This is a genomic window from Kutzneria sp. NPDC051319, from assembly GCF_040682195.1.
GTDB lineage: Bacteria > Actinomycetota > Actinomycetes > Mycobacteriales > Pseudonocardiaceae > Kutzneria.
In genome coordinates this window covers 116441-135691 of sequence record NZ_JBFBAM010000015.1, presented here as the reverse complement: position 1 = coordinate 135691, position 19251 = coordinate 116441, and the positions used below count along the sequence as shown (strand labels likewise).

The window sequence follows — 19251 nt, the reverse complement described above, 5'->3', positions numbered from 1 at the left end:
CGCCACCCACGCCCCGACCTGCGGGTTGTTCTACTCAGCTGCAGCCGGAGGTGCTGCCGCAGCCCTCGCAGACGTAGCAGGAGCCGGCGGGGCGCATCTTGGTGCCGCAGGTCATGCACAGGGGGGCGTCGGCGGCCTTGCCGAGGGTGAGCTCGACGAGCTCGGTGGAGCTGTGGGCCTCGCCGCGGGGCTTGGCGGGCTCGACCGCGGCGGTGGTCGGGGCCTCGACGCCGACCTGGAGGGCCTCCAGGTCGACCTGGCCGTAGTCGGCGCTGACCTGGGCGGTGCGCTCGTCGGCGGTGAAGATGCCGAGCTCGGACCGCTTCTCGTACGGCAGGTAGTCCAGGGCGAGACGACGGAACAGGTAGTCGACGACGCTGGTGGCGATGCGCACGTCGGGGTCGTCGGTCATGCCGTTGGGCTCGAAGCGCTGGTTCTGGAACTTGGAGACGTAGAACTCCAGCGGGATCCCGTACTGCAGGCCGACGGAGATGGACATGGAGAAGGCGTCCATGACACCGGCCAGGGTGGAGCCCTGCTTGCCCAGCTTGATGAAGATCTCGCCGAGGCCGTCGTCGGGGTAGGAGCCGGCGTGCAGGTAGCCCTCGGCGCCGCCGACGGTGAACGACACGGTCTGCGACGGGCGCTTCTTGGGCAGGCGCTTGCGCACGGGGCGGTACTCGATCACCGTCTCCGTGGCCTTGGCGTCGGAGGACGAGGAGCCGCCCTTGCCGGCGGACAGGGGCTGCCCGACCTTGCAGTTGTCGCGGTAGATGGCCAGGGCCTTGAGACCGAGCTTCCAACCCTGGAAGTAGATCTCCTCGACCTCTTCGACGGTCGCGGTCTCGGGCATGTTGACGGTCTTGGAGATGGCGCCGGAGATGAACGGCTGCACGGCGGCCATCATGCGGACGTGGCCCATGGGCGCGATGGAGCGCTCGCCCATGGCGCAGTCGAAGACCTCGTAGTGCTCCTGGCGCAGGCCGGGGGCGTCGATGACGTGCCCGTGCTCGCCGATGAACTCGACGATGGCCTCGATCTGCTCCTGCTGGTAGCCCAGGGCCTTGAGCGCGCGCGGCACGGTCTGGTTGACGATCTGCATGGAGCCGCCGCCGACCAGCTTCTTGAACTTGACCAGGGCGAGGTCGGGCTCGATGCCGGTGGTGTCGCAGTCCATCATCAGGCCGATGGTGCCGGTGGGCGCGAGCACGCTGGCCTGCGCGTTGCGCCAGCCGTTGCGGGCGCCGATCTCGAGGCCGCGCTGCCACTCGGTGGTGGCCAGCTTCTGGACGGCGATGTCGTTGGCGTGGTACGTGCGGACGAGGTCGTTGGCGGCGGCGTGCTTGCGCATGACCCGCTGGTGCGCCTCGGCGTTCTGCTTGTACCCCTCGTACGCGCCGACGACGCCGGCCAGCTCGGCGGAGCGGCGGTAGGCGGTGCCGCTCATCAGCGAGGTGATGGCGGCGGCCAGCGCGCGGCCGCCTTCGGAGTCGTAGGCGTGGCCGGTGGCCATCAGCAGCGCGCCCAGGTTGGCGTAGCCGATGCCCAGCTGGCGGAACTTGCGGGTGGTGTCGGCGATCGGCTCGGTCGGGAAGTCCGCGAAGCAGATGGAGATGTCCATCGCGGTGATGACGACCTCGACGGCCTTGGCGAACAGCGGCGCGTCGAAGGCGCCGTCCTCGCGCAGGAACTTCATCAGGTTCAGCGACGCCAGGTTGCAGCTGGAGTTGTCCAGGTGCATGTACTCGCTGCACGGGTTGGACGCGGTGATCCGGCCCGACTCGGGGCAGGTGTGCCAGTCGTTGATGGTGCCGTCGTACTGGATGCCCGGGTCGGCGCACGACCAGGCGGCCTGCGACAGCTTGCCGAACAGCGACTTGGCGTCGACGCTCTCGATGACCTCGCCGGTCTGCCGCGAGCGCAGCCCGAACTGGCCGCCGGACTCGACGGCGTGCATGAACTCGTCGGAGACGCGCACCGAGTTGTTGGCGTTCTGGTACTGCACGGACACGATGTCCTTGCCGCCCAGGTCCATGTCGAAGCCGGCGTCGCGCAGCGCGCGGACCTTGTTCTCCTCGCGCGCCTTGGTCTCGATGAACTCCTCGACGTCGGGGTGGTCGACGTCGAGCACGACCATCTTGGCGGCGCGGCGGGTGGCGCCGCCCGACTTGATGGTGCCGGCGGACGCGTCGGCGCCGCGCATGAAGGAGACCGGGCCCGAGGCGGTGCCGCCCGAGGACAGCAGCTCCTTGGAGGACCGGATGCGAGACAGGTTCAGGCCGGCGCCCGAGCCGCCCTTGAAGATCAGACCCTCTTCCCGGTACCAGTTGAGGATCGACTCCATGGTGTCGTCCACGGCCAGGATGAAGCAGGCGCTGACCTGCTGCGGCGAGGCGGTGCCGACGTTGAACCACACCGGCGAGTTGAAGCTGAACACCTGGTGCAGCAGCATCCAGGTCAGCTCGTGCTCGAAGATCTCGGCGGCCTTGCCGTCGGCGAAGTAGCCGTGCTCGACGCCGGCCTTCACGTACGTGAGCACCACTCGGTCGATGAGCTGGCGCAGGCTGCGCTCGCGCACGTCGGAGCCGACGGCGCCGCGGAAGTACTTGCTGGTCACGATGTTCGTGGCGTTGACCGACCAGAAGTCGGGGAACTCGACGCCACGCTGCTCGAAGTTGACCGAGCCGTCGCGCCAGTTCGTCATGACGACGTCGCGGTGCTCCCAGGTCACCTCGTCGTAGGGATGCACGCCCTCGGTCGTGTAGACCCGCTGCACGTTCAACCCCGTCTTGCTGACGGCCTTCGTCATGACCGTTCCCTCTCGTTCTGTTTTCGTGCGCGTCAACATGGCCGTCCCGAGCACGGGACGGCGAAGCCTTCGTCTGGTCATCTATTCGGTCGCGTGCTCCTGCTCAGGCGACAGCTGTCCGGCGGCGTCGTGTTCGGCGCGCTTGAGCTCGGCGATCTCCTTCTCGAAGTCCTCGACCGAGGAGAACGAGCGGTAGACGCTGGCGAAGCGCAGGTAGGCGACCCCGTCGAGGTCGCGCAGCGGGCCGAGGATGGCCAGCCCGACCTCGTGACTGGGGATCTCGGCGCAGCCGGTCGAGCGGATCGACTCCTCGACCCGCTGGGCCAGCTGCTGGAGGGCGTCCTCGTCCACGGGGCGGCCCTGGCAGGCCCGGCGGACACCGGTGACGACCTTGTCCCGGCTGAACGGCTCCGTCACGCCGGAGCGCTTGACGACGGCGAGCACCGCCTCTTCGACGGTGGTGAAGCGGCGGCTGCACTGGGAGCAGGAGCGGCGCCGGCGGATCGCCTGGCCCTCCTCCACCTCCCGGGAGTCCACCACCCGTGAGTCCGGGTGCCGACAGAACGGGCATCGCACGGCGACCCAACTCCTCCCCGACCTGCAACGGCTCAAGTCATCCACAGGTTGGGGGCGGTTACCCACAATCTGTGGACAGCTTCAGCGCCGCGAACCACTAGATGTAGGGGTAGAAGGTATGCCTCGCCGGGCCGCTACGCAAACCGCGACACGCCGTCCGACCACGTGTTGAGAGAGATGGTGCGCCAAATGTCACTCGGGCACTCGGGTGAAACACCGATCGAGTGATGTGCTACGCGGGGACCTGGAGCGGCTGCCCGGCGTGCAGGGCCCGGTCGCCGAGGTGGTTGAGCCTGACGATGCGCTCGACGACCTCGTCCACGGAGCTGTTCGGAACGACCCGGTGGGCCAGCTGGGGCAGGGTCTCGCCGTCCTGCGCCTGCACGGTGGCGACACCGGTCGGCACGGGTTCGGAGCCGGCCGAGGACAGGCCGTTCACGGCGGCGAGACCGAGGCAGGCGACGAAGGTCAGCAGGCCGACCAGGGCCAGCTGCACGCCACCGGACATCCGCCTCGGCCGGCAGGCGGCCGCGGTGGCGACACCGGGGGCGATGACGGGGCGGGGACGGCCCGGAGGGCGGCGGAAGTCGCCCGAGCCGGTGCGCAGCACTCGCGTCCGGCGGGTTCCCGGCCTGATCAGCAGCTCCTGGGTCGCCATCTCGCCTCCCATGATCGAACAGGCGTTCTATCGAACGTCCGTGCGAAGATGTACCACACGGAGCCAGCCGGGTCGAGTGTTCGACGGCGTGTCCTTCGAACAGGTGTTTGATCGAATCGGCGCGGCGGGCTACCGTTGGACCCTGAAGATCACTGGGCATGGGGCGCCGCCGGGGAGGGTGGCGTCGAGGAGGAGGGCAGCGTGATGGCACGCAAGGGCGCCGACAGCGACGTAGGAGGTCCCGTGGTTGAGGTGATGGACGAGGGGGAGGACTCGCCGTCCCAGGACCCGCGGCTGACCCCGCGTCAGCGCAAGGTGCTGCGCGTCATCCAGGAGTCGGTGGAGCGGCGGGGCTACCCGCCGAGCATCCGCGAGATCGGCGACGCGGTCGGGCTGACCTCGACCTCGTCGGTGTCGCACCAGCTCAAGATGCTCCAGCGCAAGGGCTACCTGCACCGGGACGCCAACCGGCCCCGCGCGGTCGGCATGCTGACCGGCGAGGGCGCCACGATGTCGGGCGGCATGGCCACGCCCACGGTCCAGCCGGTCTACGTGCCGTTGGTCGGCCGGATCGCCGCCGGTGGGCCGATCCTGGCCGAGCAGTCGTTCGAGGACGTGTTCCCGCTGCCGAGGGAGATCGTCGGCGAGGGCTCGCTGTTCCTGCTCAAGGTGGTCGGCGACTCGATGGTCGACGCCGCCATCACCGACGGCGACTTCGTGGCCGTGCGCCAGCAGCCGACCGCGGAGAACGGCGACGTGGTGGCCGCGATGATCGACGGCGAGGCCACCGTGAAGACGTTCAAGCGGCGCGACGACCACGTCTGGCTGATGCCGCACAACGAGGCCTACCAGCCGATCCTCGGCGACGAGGCGGAGATCCTGGGCAAGGTCGTGGCCGTGCTGCGCCGCCTCTGAGAAACACCGGAAACGCCGATCGGGCCCTTCCTGACAACACGTCAGGAAGGGCCCGATCGCGTCTGGCGCCGTCTCAGGCCGTGGTGGTCGGCTGCTGCACGGGGCTGGTCGCCACGGTGGGCGGCGTCACCGGCGTGGCCGGCAGCGGCTCGGCGAACTGGGCCGTGGACGCCGGCTGGGCCGGGGTCTCGGCCGGCTTGGGCTCGCCGTCGATGCCCGCCTTCATCTCCGCCTTGAAGATGCGCAGGGACTGTCCGATGCCGCGAGCCGCGTCAGGCAGCTTCCGTGCGCCGAACAGCACGACGAACACCAGCGCCACGATGGCAATGTGCCAGGGGCTGAACTCGCCCATAGCCGTTCCTCCTCACCGCATGAACCTCGTCCCCCTACAGTAACCGCCGTTGCGGACCAGGGGTACCTAAGCGGGCGTGCCGTTCACCGCGAACGCCTCCAGAGCGCCCGCGAGGTCGCCCCGGACCCGGGCCTTGAGCGCCGTGCCCTCCGCGGTGTGCTCCTCGGCCAGCACCTCGCCCTCGGTGTGCACCCGGGACACCAGCTCGCCCCGCGTGTACGGCACCACGACCTCGACCAGCAGGTTCGGCGTGGGCAGCCGGCCCTGGACCTCGTCACGCAGCGCGGCGATGCCGTCGCCGGTGCGGGCCGAGACGAACACGGCCCCCGGCAGCAGGTTGCGCAGCCGGGCCAGCGCGACCTCGTCGGCGGCGTCGGTCTTGTTGACCACCACCAGTTCGGCCGGCATGGACCGGTTGAGCTCGCCGCCGATCTCGCTGAGCACCTCGCGCACGGCGCTGACCTGCCACTCGGGGCGCGGGTCGGAGCCGTCGACCACGTGCAGCAGCAGGTCGGCGTCGGCGGCCTCCTCCAGGGTGGAGCGGAACGCCTCGACGATCTGGTGCGGCAGGTGCCGGACGAAGCCGACCGTGTCGGTCAGCGTGTACTGCATGCCGTCCGGGGTCAGCGAGCGGCGGGTGGTCGGGTCGAGGGTGGCGAACAGCGCGTCCTCCACCAGCACGCCGGCCGACGTGATGGCGTTGAGCAGGCTGGACTTGCCGGCGTTGGTGTAGCCGACGATCGCCACGTTGGGCACGTCGTTGGCCACGCGCCGGCCGCGCTTGGTGTCGCGCACCACGCTCATCGCCTTGATCTCGTTGCGCAGCTTGGAGATCCGCTTGTGGATGCGGCGGCGGTCGGTCTCGAGCTTGGTCTCACCGGGACCACGCAGACCCACACCGCCGGTCGCGCCGCCGGCCCGGCCGCCGGCCTGCCGGGACATCGCCGAGCCCCAGCCGCGCAGGCGCGGCAGCAGGTACTGGAGCTGAGCCAGCTCCACCTGCGCCTTGCCCTCCTTGGACTGGGCGTGCTGGGCGAAGATGTCCAGGATCAGGGCGGTCCGGTCGACCACCTTGACCTTGAGCCGGTCCTCCAGGTTGCGCAGCTGGCCGGACGAGAGCTCGCCGTCGCAGATGACCGTGTCGGCGCCGGTGGCCACGACCACGTCCCGCACCTCGATCACCTTGCCCGAGCCGACGTAGGTCGCCGGGTCGGGGCGGTCGCGGCGCTGGACCAGGCCCTGCAGCACGTGCGAGCCCGCCGTCTCGGCGAGTCGAGCCAGCTCGGCCAGCGAGGCCTCGGCGTCCGCGGCGTTGCCCTCGGTCCACACCCCGACGAGCACGACCCGCTCCAGCCGGAGCCGGCGGTACTCGACCTCGGTGATGTCCTCGAGTTCGGTGGACAGCCCCACAATGCGGCGCAGCGCCGCGCGGTCGGCGAGCTCGAGCTCGCCGGTCGACACCAGCTCGTCGTCGGCGGTGTCGTCAGGATCGAATGCGTAGGTTTCCGTCATCTTGACATCTATTCTCCCACGTGCTGTCCACTCCGTTACCGCCTCATCCGCCGTGGTAGCTGGCCAGGAAGATCGCCACCCGGTCGGCGGCCGGGTCGTAGGGCAGGTCGACGTAGTCGGCGAGCACCGCGTGCAGCCGGGACAGCAGCTCCGCGGTCTGCTCGGCCGGCAGCTGGTAGACCACCCGGGTGAGGTCGGCGGCGGCCACGCCGAGGTCGGCGATCTCGCCGAGGAAGGCGCCCAGCGCCGCCTCGCTGACCGCCGCCCGCTCCTCGTGCTCGTCGAAGCTGAGGGTGATCGACAGATTCGTGCCCAGGTACGGCTTCTCGCGGGAACCCCGGGTGCCGCGGCGGGGCGGCTGCTCGACCAGGAAGCCCGTGTCCACGAGTTTGCGCACGTGGTGCAGCGTGGTCGCCGGGTCCTTGCCCAGCGCCGCCGCGAGCTCCTTGTTGGTCAGCGCCCGGCCCTGCGTGAGGCGAATGATGCGCAGCCTCACGTCCGAGGCGAGGGCGGCGGCTTCGACCCTGGTCGCGGGGCGTTTCTTGACGGCGAGCGGCACGCCTCCAGGGTAACTGATTGACAGTTTCCAATCAGTCGTCGAGGCTGGCGCGCATGTCCCTGTGGCAGCACCGTGACTTCCGCCGGTTATGGGCCGGCGACACACTCAGCCAGTTCGGCGCCGCCATCGGCCAGTTCGCCGTGCCCGCCCTCGCCGTCACGCAGCTCGCCGCCACCCCGTTCGAGGTCGGCGTGCTGTCCGCCGCCGAGACCGCCGCGTTCCTGCTCGTCGGGCTGCCCGCCGGCGTCTGGGTCGACCGGCTGCGGCGAAGACCGCTCATGTTGCGGGCCGATCTCGGGCGCTTCCTGTTGCTGGCGACCATTCCCGCCGCGTGGTGGCTGCACGTGCTGACCGTCGCCCAGCTCATCGTCGTGGCCCTGCTGGTCGGCCTGCTAACGGTGTTCTTCGACGTGGCGTACCAGTCCTACCTGCCGTCGCTCGTCGGCCGTGAGCACATCGTCGAGGGCAACGCGAAGCTCCAGGTCAGCCAGTCCGCGGCGCAGGTCTCCGGGCCCGCGCTGGCCGGTCTGCTCGTGCAGGCCGTCGGCGCCGCGACGTCCGTGCTGTCGACGTCGTTGGGTTTCCTCGCCTCCGCGTTGTTCCTGCTGCGGATCCGGTCCGACGAGCCCGAGCCCGTACGGACCGAGCGGCGGGGCATGCGGGCCGACATCGCCGAGGGGCTGCGGTTCGTCCTCCATCAGCCGACGCTGCGGGCCATCACCTTCTGCACCGGCACGTCCAACCTGTTCAGCGCCGTCTCCGGCGCCGCCACGCTGCTGTTCCTGATCCGCCAACTCGGCGTCAGCACCGGCATCGCCGGTCTGGTCATGACCGCCAGCGGCGTCGGGGCGTTCATCGGCAGCGTCACCGCCACCCGGTGGAGCCGGCGGTTCGGGCAGGCCCGGATCATCTGGCTCAGCATGCTCGTCAGCGGCCCGTTCGCGCTGCTCATGCCGCTGACCCAAACCGGTTGGGCACTGTCCCTGTTCGCCGTCGCCGGGCTGGGCTTCGGTTTCGGCGCCGTCGTCTACAACGTCGCCCAGGTCAGCTACCGGCAGGCCATCTGCCCCGATCACCTGTTGGGGCGCATGAACGCCTCCGTGCGGTTCATCGTCTGGGGCACCATCCCCATCGGCGGCCTCATCGGCGGCGCCCTGGCCGCCTGGCTCACCCCTCGCGGCGCCCTCTGGGTGGGCTCCGTCGGCGAGATGCTCGCCGTGGTCTGGCTGCTCGCCTCCCCGTTGCGCACCATGCGCGACCTCCCGACCTCGCAGGCCGTCTGACCTGCGCGGGCGCCCGTGCGGGTTCCGTTGTCCTAGCACACGACGGAACCCGCACGTGGCTCACAGCCTGCCCGCTCGCCTCAGCGTCGCCACCGCTCGCACCGTCGCGTATCCGCGCCATTCCAGCGCCGCCGCCGGCGAGTAGCTGGCGAAGTCCACCGTCCAGCCACCGTCTTCTTGTTGTTGCCGCGCAAGCCTTTCCAGCTCCGCCTCGATCACGCCGTCGTCCAGCAGCGCACTGGCCGGGCTGCCCGGCACCGGGGCGAAGTCCAGCGCCCGCAACGTTTCCCCCTCGCTTCCCCCGTCCACCGGCGCCAGTCCACTCCTCGGCACGAACCTCCCCAGCCGTGTCAGCAGCTCCGCCGCCTCCGGGCCCTCCAGCGCGTCGAGAAACCTCACCGCAAACCCCAGCACAATCGCGTGCGGCCTTTCGTGGAGCCCTTTTATGGCGCCCAGGCAGTACTTCGTCGCCTTCTCCAGCCATGGATGCCCCGCCACCGCCGGGTCGTGCTTCGCCACCCGCCGCGCCGCCCCCGCCGCGAACGCCGTGCTCTGCAACGTCGACACCGTCGGATCCGCCTCCGCCCAGAACGGCGCACACCCGGTCGGGTCCTTCACCCCCACCGCCATCGGCAGGCCCCCGTCGGCCAGCGTCACCGTCTCCAGCCAGTCGCACAGCTCCACCGCCCTCGGGGTGGTTAGCGGCGCTAGCTCTTCGAACACCTCAAACGCGTGCAGCGCTCCGCCTGGTTGGCTCTCCCCCGCCCTCAGGTCCGGCTCCAGCCCCCAGCCGTATCCCCCGTCGGCGTTCCGATACCCGTCCACCGCCGCCAGCACCGCCTCGGGATTCCCCTCCCCCACCAGCAGATCGAACCTCCGCCGGTCCAGCACCCGCCCGTGCCCGGCCAGAAACCCCGCCGCCCGCTCCAGGTCAACGTCCATGGCCCCAGCATGACTGGTGGTCGTGCCGACGTCTTGAACGGAACGGACACAGGTCAGCCGAGGTGAACGACGGTGATCCGCTCTCCGTCGGTGACCGCGAAGCGGCGGTTGGCATCGTCGACCGCCACCCGAGCCGGCCCCGTGACGGCGTCGCGCACGATGGCGCTCATAGCGTTGCCGGTCGAGAGGTCCGGCCACTCCGCGACCAGGTCGCCGGTCGCGGCGTCGTACAGCCGGGGATGCCCGTACAAGGCCAGAATGTCGCCGGCCATCGCGACGAGATCGCCGGGCGTCGCGTCGAGCTGCCGGCGCCAGGTGAACGTCCTGGTCACGGGCGACCACCGCACCAGCATGTTCGGCCCCAGATCGTCGGGCCCCTCCGGGTCGTTCTCCTCCTCGGACGTGCTCACCACGACGTCATCGCCGAGGAAACAGGCGCCGGCGACCTCTGCCTGGACAAGTCCCCGCAGATCGAACACGTCGCCGAAGGAATCGAGGGCCGCCGGGTCGGCCAACGCCCCCGCCAGGTCGTAGACGTACAGGCTGTCCCATGGATGCCAGACCCAGCCGGCACTGAGCAGATATCGGCCGCTCGGCGAGACCGCCAACCGCGAATGGAAGAAGTCCACCGGATCGCGGTCGGCGCCGGCGGTGAGCCCCTCGCCGGTCTCGACGACCTCGACCTCCAGCCGGTTGTACTCGTCCGGACAGTGCACAACGCCCGTCCGGCCGTCCGGCAACGTGCACAGCGCCAACGGGTATCGGTAGTTGGACGCCCGGTAGAAGCTCCGGTTCACCTCGCGGATCCGACTGCCGTCCGCCGCCAGCAGCAGGCCCTTCGTTCCCGTGCTGGCGACCAGCGCCACCACGTCGTCACCGGGGGACACCGTCACGGCGTCGAACTGCTCGCCGTAGCCGCTGAACCTCGCCTTGCCCGCGGACCCGTCGAGCGGGAACGATCGCCACCCCGCCGCCACGTCGTAGAGCGTCCCGTCGATCCAGGCCAGCGTCTTCGCCCCCGCCACGGCGATCACGTCCCGATGAACCTCACGCACGGTTCCAGTCTTCCCTGCCGGGCCGACTCAGAGCGAGGACCACCAGGCGTCGCTGAGCTCGCCGCGGGCGACGAGGACGGCGGGGCCGGTGAGGGTGCTGTCGGTGTCGTCGATGGTGACGGCGACCTGGCCGCCGAGGATGGAGACGGTGGCGGAGCCGGTGGAGAGGCCGGCGAGGTGGAGGTGGGCGGCGACGGTCGCGACGGTGCCGGTGCCGCAGGAGCGGGTCTCGCCGACGCCACGCTCGTGGACGCGCATGGCGAGGGCGTCGGGGGCGAGGCGATTGACGAACTCGACGTTGACGCCGTGGGGGAAGAAGGACTGGTCGCGGCCGGGGGCGGTGGAGAGGTCGAGGGAGGCGACGGGGACGTCGGTGACGCAGACGAGGTGCGGGTTGCCGACGTCGACGGCGACGCCGGGGAAGGAGACGCCGCCGAGGGTGGCGGTGGACCGGCCGGTGACGCGGGCGGGGCCCATCTGCACGGTGACGGAGCCGTCGGGGTGCACGACGACGGGCCGGTCGCCGGCGCGGGTGCCGACGACGAACTCGCCGGGCGAGGCCAGGCCGGCGTCGACGAGGTAGGCGGCGAAGACCCGGACGCCGTTGCCGCACATCTCGGCGATGGAGCCGTCGGCGTTGCGGTAGTCCATGAACCAGCCGTCACCGGCGCCGGCGAAGACCTTGTTGGGCACGACGCGAAGCACGCCGTCGGCGCCGAGCCCGCGCTGGCGGTCGCACAGCGCCTGGACGCGTGCCTCGGTCAGCTCCAAGGTGCCGTCGGGGTCGGGCAGCACGACGAAGTCGTTCTCGGTGCCGTGCCCCTTGACGAACTCGATACCCACCCGATCAGAGTAGCGCGCTGACGGCGTCGGCCAGGTCGGGGCGGGTGCCGTCGAACCAGGTGATGCGCTGGTCGCGGCGGAACCAGGAGCGCTGGCGACGGACGAAGCGGCGGGTGGCGCGGGCGGTGTCGGAGCGGGCGGTGTCGAGGTCGCACGAGCCGTCCAGGTAAGCCAACGCCTGCTGGTAGCCCAGCGCACGGGAGGCGGTGAGGCCGGAGCGGAGGCCGAGTGGTTCGAGGGAGCGGACCTCGTCGACGAGGCCGGCGGAGAACATGAGCTCGACGCGGAGGTCGACGCGGGCGTCCAACTCGGCGACGTCGCGGTCGATGCCGATCTGCACCGTGCCGTAACGGGGCTCGCCACGCTTGGGCATGGTGGCGGAGAACGGGCGACCGGTGAGCTCGATGACCTCAAGGGCCCGGACCACGCGGCGGCCGTTGGACGGCAGGATCGCGGTCGCCGCCAGGGGATCTAGCGTTGCTAGCTTTGCGTGCATCGCTTCGGAACCTAGCGCCGCTAGGTCGACCTCAAGGCGGGCACGGGTGGCGGCATCGGTGCCGGGGAACTCCAGTTCGTCGAGCACGGCCTGGATGTAGAGCCCGGAGCCGCCGACGAGGACGGGCGTCACGCCGGAGGCGATCAGCCGCTCCACCAGCTCCCGGGTCTGCCGCTGATAGGCGGCGACGGAGGCGGTCTCGGTCACGTCGAGCACGTCCAACATGTGATGGGGCACGCCACGGCGCTCGACCAGGGACAACTTGGCGGTGCCGATGTCCATGCCCCGGTACAACTGCAGGGCGTCGGCGTTGATCACCTCGCCGCCGAACCGCCGGGCCAGCTCCACACCCAGGTCGGACTTGCCGGCGGCGGTCGGACCGACCACCGCGATGGCGCTCACATTCACGCCGGCTCCCAGCACGCCACGTGGTACCCGACGCCGAACGGGGCATCGGAGTACAACAGCTCGGCCCGCCACGACCGGCCGGCGGCGGCCCCGGCCAACGCCTGCCAAGCCGCCCGACCTGACACGTCCAGCTCGGTCGCCAGCTCCACGTCGAGACCGAGCAGCGCGTCCAGGTCGGCGGAAGCCAGGGCGTCCCGCACTCGCCGGTCGTAGTCGACCGATCGCTCATCGGGGTGACCCGAGGGCCCAGGATGCCGGCTCGACCCGTCCCCCAGCACCAGCAGGCCGACCGGACGGTCCTGTCGGGCGAGCCGTTCACCCACTCGCCGACTGTCGTTCACCGAATCCACAGGATTGATCGTCTGGACGACGACGCGCTCCGCCCCGGCCTGCTCCCGCAGCCAGCCGGCGACCAGAACGGGCAGCGGCAATCCCGGCTCGACGTCGTCGACGTCGTTGCCCTCGGCCAGCGAAACGATCTTGTCGACGCCGTAGCCGCGAAAGGTGCCGACGGCATCCGCGCTGGTCAGACCGCAAAAACGGGAATCGGCGGCGATCGCCAGCCAGTCCCGGCCGAGTGCGGCAAGCCGCTTGCCCGCGGCCACACAGGCGCGTCTGACGGCCTCCGTCTCGGCCACCGCGCCGGCCACCAGTTCGGGTACCAGCAGGGGCGGATGGGGCACCACGGCAACGCCTACGATCACGATACGGCACGCTACCTGCCGACTCGGAGTACACAGTCGAGCCCTGACCTGTTTGAATGCCCGGCGAAGGTATTCGGACCACGCGTTCGAAGTACCCGGTCGTTTGGGCCTCGCCGGTGTGCGGGGCGCTCGTGCCCCGGCACGGGCTCATGGTGGCAGGCGAGGAGGAAGCCGGCGATGACGGACCAGGACACGGCCCCGGTGGACGGGGTTGAGCAGGCGACTGCGGGCCAGGTGGCCACGGAAGTGGCGCCGGTGGCGCAGGACGAGGCGGGGCGGGTCAACCCCACTGGGGCCAGTTCGGGCGGCGCCGGGACGGCAGGGTCCACTCCGCCGCCGGTGCCGGTCGCCTCGGACGATCCGACCCGGTGGGGCCGGGTGGACGAGGCCGGCAAGGTCTACGTCAAGGTCCCCGAGGACCCCTCCGGGGCCGGTGAGCGCGAGGTCGGCTCGTGGCAGGCCGGGGAGCCCGCCGAGGGGCTGGCCCACTTCGCCCGCCGCTTCGACGACATGCGCACCGAGGTCGAGTTGCTGGAGGCCCGGCTCAAGTCCGGCGCCGGCGACCCGAAGCAGGCGCTGACCAGCGCCAAGCACGTGCGCGACGGCCTGGCCGACGCGGCCGTGGTCGGCGACCTGGTGGCGCTGCGGGCCCGGGTGGACTTCGTGATCGCCAGCGCCGGCGTGGCCGTGGACAAGGCGAAGGTGGCCCGCGACGCGGCCCGCGCCGAGTCGGCGCAGCGCAAGCAGACGCTGGTCGAAGAGGCGGAGACGCTGGCCAACGAGTCGACCCAGTGGAAGTCGGCCGGCGACCGGCTGCGGGCCATCCTCGACGAGTGGAAGACCATCCGCGGCGTCGACCGCAAGACCGACGAGCAGCTGTGGCGGCGGTTCTCCAAGGCCCGGGACGCCTTCAACCGGCGCCGGGGCGCGCACTTCGCCGACCTCGACCGGCAGCGGTCGACGGCCAAGACCCGCAAGCAGGAGCTGGTCGACGAGGCCGAGCAGTTGGCCGGTTCGGACGACTGGGGCGTCACCGCCGGGCGCTACAAGGACCTCATGATCGAGTGGAAGGCCGCCGGCCGCGCTCCCAAGGAGTCCGACGACGCCCTGTGGCAGGCGTTCCGGGCCGCGCAGGACAAGTTCTTCGCGCGCCGGTCCGCGGCCTTCGACGAGCGGGACGCCGAGTTCGGCACGAACGCCAAGCTCAAGGAGGAGCTGCTGGCCGAGGCCGAGGCCATCGACCCGGCCAACGGCCTCGAGGCGGCCCGCAACGCCCTGTACAAGCTGCAGGAGCGCTGGGACCAGGTCGGCAAGGTGCCGCGCGAGCGGGTGCGCGAGCTGGAGGGCCGGCTGCGGACCATCGAGGAGCGGGTCCGCGGCGCGGTCGACGCCCAGTGGCGCCGCACCGACCCGGAGGCCGAGGCCCGGGTGGCGCAGTTCCGTGAGCGCGTCAGCCAGTTCGAGGCCCAGGCCGAGAAGGCCCGGTCGGCCGGCGACAAGCGCCGCGCCGAGCAGGCCGAGGCCCAGGCCGCCCAGTGGCGCGAGTGGCTCGCCGCCGCCGAGCAAGCCGTCGCCACGCGGTGAGTTAGTAGGACACGAACTGAGGCCCCGCCAGATTGATCGGCGGGGCCTCAGTTCTGTGTTCGGGCAAACCCGCCGACGCAGGAGAGCGCTCGGCCGAGCCGCGACGCCGAAGGCGGCGCCAAAAACACAGCTCAGTCGCGGCTGAAGGTGAGTTTCACCCACTGGAAGGTCAGCACGACCAGGGTCAGCAGCCCCAGGATGATGCCGATGCCCGGGCCGGGCCCCGGCTCGTGGCTGGAGGTCGACTGCTGGGACCAGATGGCCAGCAGGGATGTCAGCAGGCTGAAGCCGCAGCCGGCGGCGGAGACGAAGGCCAGCGCCCACAGGCGGGTCACCAGGGCGGCGCCGGACAGCAGCACGCCGAACAGCATCGAGCAGACGGCGAACAGGATCGGCACCAGGCCGACCACGGTTCCCTTGGGCGACAGGCCGAACAGGACCTGCCAGCCGCTGGCGCCCTCGACCCAGGGCAGCAGGGCGGACACGATCATGAGCATCACGCAGACGGCGATGACCATGGCGCGGGCACCGGGGTCGATCTGGCGGAACGCGCGGCGAGGGGCCTTGGGCACCTCTACCTGAAGGTCGGACAAGTCGTCAGTCACTGGATCGCACATCCTCCCGCCGGCGCGAGTGGGGCCGGCGTGCCGAACGAGGGCAGCCCCAGGCTTACCCCCGAGGTCTTGGGCCGCAAACCGGCCTCGGTGTTGTCCCCGGCCCTGGTCCGCCGGTGGGCGACGATGGCCCCGTCGGCGACCAGGTAGTGCGGGGCGGCGTAGGTGACGACGGTGTGCACGACGTCGCCGGCGCGGACGCCGGGCGTGGCGGCGAAGTGCACGAGCCGGCCGTCACGGGCCCGGCCGCTCAGCCGCTGGGTCTCCCCGTCGCGACGGCCCTCGCCCTGCGCGACGAGCACCTCGATCTCCCGGCCGACCTGCGCCTGGTTGCCGGCCAGGGAGTTGGCCTCCTGCAAGGCGATCAGCCGGTCGAACCGCTCCTGCACGACCTCCTTGGGCAGCTGCCCGTCCATCTCGGCCGCGGGCGTGCCGGGACGCTTGGAGTACTGGAACGTGAAGGCGCTGGCGAAGCCGGCCCGCGCCACCACGTCCAGGGTGCCCTGGAAGTCCTCCTCGGTCTCACCGGGGAAGCCGACGATGATGTCGGTGGTGATCGCGGCGTCGGGCATGGCGGCCCGCACCTTGTCCAGGATGCCCAGGTACTTCTCGGTCCGGTAGGACCGTCGCATCTCCTTGAGCAGCCGGTCCGAGCCGGACTGCAGCGGCATGTGCAGCTGGTGGCAGACCGCGGGCGTCTCGGCCATGGCGGCGATCACGTCGTCGGTGAAGTCCTTGGGGTGCGGGGAGGTGAAGCGGATCCGCTCCAGCCCGTCGATCTCCCCGGCCGCCCGCAGCAGCTTGCCGAAGGCCAGCCGGTCGCCGAACTCGACGCCGTAGGAGTTGACGTTCTGGCCCAGCAGCGTCACCTCCAGCACGCCCTCGTCGACCAGGGCCTGCACCTCGGCCAGCACGTCGCCCGGCCGGCGGTCCTTCTCCTTGCCGCGCAAGGACGGCACGATGCAGAAGGTGCAGGTGTTGTTGCAGCCCACGGAGATCGACACCCAGCCCGAGTAGGCGGAGTCGCGGCGGGCCGGCAGCGTGGACGGGAAGGTCTCCAGCGACTCCAGGATCTCGACCTGGGCCTCGTTGTTGTGCCGGGCGCGCTCCAGCAGCGTGGGCAGCGAGCCGATGTTGTGGGTGCCGAACACGACGTCCACCCACGGGGCCCGCTCGACGATGGCGCCGCGGTCCTTCTGCGCGAGGCAGCCGCCGACGGCCACCTGCATGTCGGGGTTGGCGGTCTTCATCGGCCGCATGTGCCCCAGGGTGCCGTACAGCTTGTTGTCGGCGTTCTCGCGGACCGCGCACGTGTTGAACACGACCAGGTCGGGCGCGCCGCCCTCGCTCGCGGGCGTGTAGCCGGCGTCTTCGAGCATGCCGGCCAGCCGCTCGGAGTCGTGCACGTTCATCTGGCAACCGAACGTGCGAATCTCGTAACTCCGTGTCACTGCATCTACCTCTTCCCGACGACCGCTCGGTCCCAGGGTAGAACCCCGTGCTGGCAGGATGGACAGGTGCCACTGACACGACGGGCCCTGATCATGCTAGGGGCCGCTGCGACGCTCGCCGGCCCGACGCTAGCGGCCTGCGGTTCCAGCCTGTCCGGCGTGCAGCTGCGCATCGCGACGGGCGGCCCCGGCGGCGTCTACTTCACGCTGGGGTCCCGCCTGGCCGACGTGTGGCAGGAGCAGCTCGGTGTGGCCAGGAAGGTGCACCAGACCAACGGCTCGGTGGACAACCTGACCCAGCTGCGGAACAACCAGGCCGATGTCGGCTTCGTGGCCGCCGACGCGGCCGCGAGCCGGGACGCCGCCACGGGCCGGCCCGCCGCGGACGGGCTACGGGCGCTGGCCCGCATCTACGACGACTACATCCAGGTCCTGGTCCGCGACGACTCGCCGATCCAGGAGCTGTCCGACCTGCGCGGACGATCGGTGTCGATCGGCAGCGCGAACTCCGGCGTCAAGGTCGTGTCCACGAACCTGCTGGCCGTGGCCGGGCTGCCCGAGACGAGCCCGGACTACCACCTCGACACCCTGCACGAGTCGCTGGACCGGCTGGTCGCCGGGCAGCGTGACGCGCTGTTCTGGTCCGGCGGCCTGCCCACGCCGGACATCACCGCCACCATGAAGGACCACCGCGACCAGCTGCGCATGCTCGACCTGTCCACGCTGAGGCTGAAGAACCTGACCTACTACAACGTGGAGACGGTGCCCGCGACCGCCTATCCGCAGCTGAAGCAGGGCGACAAGCCGGTGAGCACGCTGGCCGTGCACAACCTGCTCATGGTCCGCGAGGACATGCCGGCCGACGAGGCCCAGGCGCTGGTGCGCTCGCTGTTCGACGCCCAACCCGATCTCGCCACGGACCGGGACCAGGTGGTGGCGCTGGCCGCCCAGCTGATCGACCGCCGCTCGGCCATCGAGACCCGGCCGATCCAGCTGCACGACGGCGCGCTGGAGTACTACCGCTCAGCGAAGGTGTGAAGGGACCATTCCTCCACTCCGAGTGGAGGAATGGTCCCTTCCGAACCTCAAAGCGCCGGCACGTCGAAGGAGACGCGGAGGCCGCCGCCTTCGGGCAGGGTCAGCTCGACGGTGCCGCCGACCCGCTCCACCAGCAGCCGCACGATCGCCAGCCCGAGGCCCGAGCCCCGCACGTTCTGGTGGGCGGCGCTGCGCCAGAAGCGGTCGGTGGCCCGCTCCAGCTCGTCGGGTTCCAGCCCCGGCCCGTGATCACGCACGGTCAGCCGCACGCGGCCGTCGACGCGGCGCACCTCGACCGTCACCAGGGTGTCGTCGCCGGTGAACTTCAAAGCGTTGTCCAGCAACGCATCGAGCACGGTCTCGAGGCCCCGGGGCGGAACCAGGGCGGTGCCGCCGGGCTCGCCGTCCAGCACGAGCGCGACGCCCTTGGCGGTGGCCACGGCCTGCCAGGCCCGCAGACGCGCGCTCACGGCCTGGTCCACATCGACGGGAACCGGGTCCACGGAAGAGGATTCCGCGCGGGCCATGGCCAGCAGCTCGTCCAGGATCCGGTTGAGCCGGTCGGCCTCCTCCAGCGCGGCGGCCTGCTGCTCCTGCACGTCGGGATCGACGTGACCCTCCAGATTGGACAGACGGATTCGCAGCGCGGTCAAGGGATTGCGCAGCTGGTGCGACGCGTCGGCGACGAAGGCCCGCTGCGCGGCGAGCACATCGCTGACGCTGACGGCCATCTGGTCGAAGGACCGGGTGAGCCGCCGCAGCTCGGGCGGCCCGATGTCGCTGCCGACCGGATCCACCTTGCGCCCGTTGACGATCGACGGCAGCAGCCCGGCGGTCGCGCTGTCCAGCAACAGAACCGGCCGCAGCATCCAGCGCACCAGCGGCAGCGCCACCAGCACGGCCAACCCCACCGACAGCGCGCCGCCGACCAGGATTGCCGCCCAGGACAACCAGATCAGCGTCCGGGTGTGGTCGGTCGGCGAGGACGTGACGACAACGCCGCGCACCTCGCCGTTGATCAGCACGGGCTCGGCGACGACCATCGGCGCGCTGTTCCACGGCATCAGCAGGGCGCCCTGCTGGGTGCCGCGGCCGGCGCGGGCGTTGACCAGGTCGTCGTGCACGGCGGCGTCGGTCGGGTCGATGCGCGACCCGGCCTGGCTGAGCACCTGGAACGAGCCGTCGGGGGCCTGGTCGCCCCGGTCGAACACGGCCACCGCGATGTCGTAGGCGTCGTGGTAACTGGTCAGCTGGTCCCGCAGGCTCTGGTCCTCGCCGCCGTTGACCAGCTGCCGCTGCGACAGCGAGGCGTACCGGCTGGTGTCGGCCGCCCGGTCGACGAACAGCACGCTCTGGAAGTTCTGCGCGAACGTCAGCGCCAGCGGAATCCCCAGGCCCAGCACCAGGATCGCGACGACGATGACAAAGCTGCCGAGCAGCCGCGTGCGCACC

General features: G+C 70.9%; 18 protein-coding genes. 4 read left to right on the top strand and 14 right to left on the bottom strand.

Annotated features, from left to right (window positions below):
- Nucleotides 1–34: 34 nt before the first annotated feature.
- The 3 genes from AB0M73_RS18070 to AB0M73_RS18060 all read right to left on the bottom strand — a co-directional run bounded on the left by AB0M73_RS18070 (nucleotide 35) and on the right by AB0M73_RS18060 (nucleotide 4043).
- Nucleotides 35–2848 carry a vitamin B12-dependent ribonucleotide reductase gene (locus AB0M73_RS18070; RefSeq protein WP_363891810.1) on the bottom strand — a complete coding sequence of 938 codons (2814 nt, stop codon included), beginning with the start codon at nucleotides 2846–2848 and terminating at the stop codon, nucleotides 35–37.
- A gap of 42 nt (nucleotides 2849–2890) precedes the next feature.
- Nucleotides 2891–3385 (bottom strand): transcriptional regulator NrdR, encoded by a 495-nt coding sequence (nrdR, locus tag AB0M73_RS18065; protein ID WP_363891738.1) that lies wholly within the window; start codon nucleotides 3383–3385, stop codon nucleotides 2891–2893.
- A gap of 232 nt (nucleotides 3386–3617) precedes the next feature.
- Complete coding sequence (locus AB0M73_RS18060; protein ID WP_363891737.1) at nucleotides 3618–4043, bottom strand: LysM peptidoglycan-binding domain-containing protein; 426 nt, start codon at nucleotides 4041–4043, stop codon at nucleotides 3618–3620.
- 255 nt (nucleotides 4044–4298) lie between these two features.
- On the opposite strand from AB0M73_RS18060, the gene lexA reads away from it, so the two are divergent.
- The gene (lexA, locus tag AB0M73_RS18055; protein ID WP_363891809.1) at nucleotides 4299–4958 is read left to right on the top strand and encodes a transcriptional repressor LexA; all 660 of its coding nucleotides are present in this window, start codon (nucleotides 4299–4301) and stop codon (nucleotides 4956–4958) included.
- 73 nt (nucleotides 4959–5031) lie between these two features.
- Here lexA and tatA read toward each other — a convergent pair whose 3' ends face one another.
- The 3 genes from tatA to AB0M73_RS18040 all read right to left on the bottom strand — a co-directional run bounded on the left by tatA (nucleotide 5032) and on the right by AB0M73_RS18040 (nucleotide 7381).
- The gene (gene tatA, locus AB0M73_RS18050) at nucleotides 5032–5310 is read right to left on the bottom strand and encodes a Sec-independent protein translocase subunit TatA (RefSeq protein ID WP_363891736.1); all 279 of its coding nucleotides are present in this window, start codon (nucleotides 5308–5310) and stop codon (nucleotides 5032–5034) included.
- A gap of 66 nt (nucleotides 5311–5376) precedes the next feature.
- Nucleotides 5377–6822, bottom strand: coding sequence for a GTPase HflX (gene hflX / locus AB0M73_RS18045; RefSeq protein WP_363891735.1), 1446 nt, complete (start codon nucleotides 6820–6822; stop codon nucleotides 5377–5379).
- A 43-nt stretch (nucleotides 6823–6865) separates the two neighbouring features.
- Complete coding sequence (locus tag AB0M73_RS18040; RefSeq protein WP_363891734.1) at nucleotides 6866–7381, bottom strand: winged helix-turn-helix domain-containing protein; 516 nt, start codon at nucleotides 7379–7381, stop codon at nucleotides 6866–6868.
- Between the two features lie 44 nt (nucleotides 7382–7425).
- On the opposite strand from AB0M73_RS18040, the gene AB0M73_RS18035 reads away from it, so the two are divergent.
- Nucleotides 7426–8664 carry an MFS transporter gene (locus tag AB0M73_RS18035; RefSeq protein ID WP_363891808.1) on the top strand — a complete coding sequence of 413 codons (1239 nt, stop codon included), beginning with the start codon at nucleotides 7426–7428 and terminating at the stop codon, nucleotides 8662–8664.
- A gap of 60 nt (nucleotides 8665–8724) precedes the next feature.
- Here the strand turns inward: AB0M73_RS18035 and AB0M73_RS18030 are convergent, their stop codons facing one another.
- From AB0M73_RS18030 to AB0M73_RS18010, 5 genes are read right to left on the bottom strand one after another with little or no spacing between them, the layout of a single operon-like run.
- The gene (locus AB0M73_RS18030; protein WP_363891733.1) at nucleotides 8725–9606 is read right to left on the bottom strand and encodes a hypothetical protein; all 882 of its coding nucleotides are present in this window, start codon (nucleotides 9604–9606) and stop codon (nucleotides 8725–8727) included.
- Between the two features lie 53 nt (nucleotides 9607–9659).
- Nucleotides 9660–10661 carry a hypothetical protein gene (locus tag AB0M73_RS18025; RefSeq protein ID WP_363891732.1) on the bottom strand — a complete coding sequence of 334 codons (1002 nt, stop codon included), beginning with the start codon at nucleotides 10659–10661 and terminating at the stop codon, nucleotides 9660–9662.
- A 27-nt stretch (nucleotides 10662–10688) separates the two neighbouring features.
- A complete protein-coding gene (gene dapF, locus AB0M73_RS18020) occupies nucleotides 10689–11504 on the bottom strand; it encodes a diaminopimelate epimerase (RefSeq protein WP_363891731.1) in 816 nt (271 codons plus the stop codon).
- A gap of 4 nt (nucleotides 11505–11508) precedes the next feature.
- Nucleotides 11509–12402, bottom strand: coding sequence for a tRNA (adenosine(37)-N6)-dimethylallyltransferase MiaA (gene miaA, locus AB0M73_RS18015; protein WP_363891807.1), 894 nt, complete (start codon nucleotides 12400–12402; stop codon nucleotides 11509–11511).
- A 2-nt stretch (nucleotides 12403–12404) separates the two neighbouring features.
- Nucleotides 12405–13112, bottom strand: coding sequence for a hypothetical protein (locus AB0M73_RS18010; protein WP_363891730.1), 708 nt, complete (start codon nucleotides 13110–13112; stop codon nucleotides 12405–12407).
- A 177-nt stretch (nucleotides 13113–13289) separates the two neighbouring features.
- Between AB0M73_RS18010 and AB0M73_RS18005 the strand changes: the two genes are divergently transcribed.
- Entirely contained in the window at nucleotides 13290–14696 is a 1407-nt protein-coding gene (locus AB0M73_RS18005; RefSeq protein ID WP_363891729.1) for a DUF349 domain-containing protein, read from the top strand.
- A 131-nt stretch (nucleotides 14697–14827) separates the two neighbouring features.
- Here AB0M73_RS18005 and AB0M73_RS18000 read toward each other — a convergent pair whose 3' ends face one another.
- Together AB0M73_RS18000 and miaB are read right to left on the bottom strand one after the other, a co-directional pair.
- Nucleotides 14828–15301, bottom strand: coding sequence for a hypothetical protein (locus AB0M73_RS18000; RefSeq protein ID WP_157495040.1), 474 nt, complete (start codon nucleotides 15299–15301; stop codon nucleotides 14828–14830).
- Nucleotides 15298–16761: a tRNA (N6-isopentenyl adenosine(37)-C2)-methylthiotransferase MiaB gene (miaB, locus tag AB0M73_RS17995; protein WP_363891728.1), complete on the bottom strand. Its 1464-nt coding sequence runs from the start codon at nucleotides 16759–16761 to the stop codon at nucleotides 15298–15300. Before miaB ends, AB0M73_RS18000 begins: the two co-directional genes overlap by 4 nt.
- Nucleotides 16762–16827: 66 nt before the next feature.
- On the opposite strand from miaB, the gene AB0M73_RS17990 reads away from it, so the two are divergent.
- Nucleotides 16828–17799, top strand: a complete 972-nt coding sequence (locus tag AB0M73_RS17990) for a TAXI family TRAP transporter solute-binding subunit (RefSeq protein ID WP_363891727.1) — start codon at nucleotides 16828–16830, stop codon at nucleotides 17797–17799.
- Nucleotides 17800–17846: 47 nt separating this feature from the next.
- Here the strand turns inward: AB0M73_RS17990 and AB0M73_RS17985 are convergent, their stop codons facing one another.
- Nucleotides 17847–19250, bottom strand: coding sequence for a HAMP domain-containing sensor histidine kinase (locus tag AB0M73_RS17985; protein WP_363891726.1), 1404 nt, complete (start codon nucleotides 19248–19250; stop codon nucleotides 17847–17849).
- Nucleotide 19251 lies beyond the last annotated feature (1 nt).

Coding starts and splice junctions, on each gene's coding strand:
- hflX (WP_363891735.1), bottom strand. CDS start 6,822: ATGACGGAAACCTACGCATTCGATCCTGACGACACCGCCGACGACGAG.
- AB0M73_RS18070 (WP_363891810.1), bottom strand. CDS start 2,848: ATGTTGACGCGCACGAAAACAGAACGAGAGGGAACGGTCATGACGAAG.
- AB0M73_RS18030 (WP_363891733.1), bottom strand. CDS start 9,606: ATGGACGTTGACCTGGAGCGGGCGGCGGGGTTTCTGGCCGGGCACGGG.
- tatA (WP_363891736.1), bottom strand. CDS start 5,310: ATGGGCGAGTTCAGCCCCTGGCACATTGCCATCGTGGCGCTGGTGTTC.
- AB0M73_RS18005 (WP_363891729.1), top strand. CDS start 13,290: ATGACGGACCAGGACACGGCCCCGGTGGACGGGGTTGAGCAGGCGACT.
- lexA (WP_363891809.1), top strand. CDS start 4,299: ATGGACGAGGGGGAGGACTCGCCGTCCCAGGACCCGCGGCTGACCCCG.
- AB0M73_RS18060 (WP_363891737.1), bottom strand. CDS start 4,043: ATGGCGACCCAGGAGCTGCTGATCAGGCCGGGAACCCGCCGGACGCGA.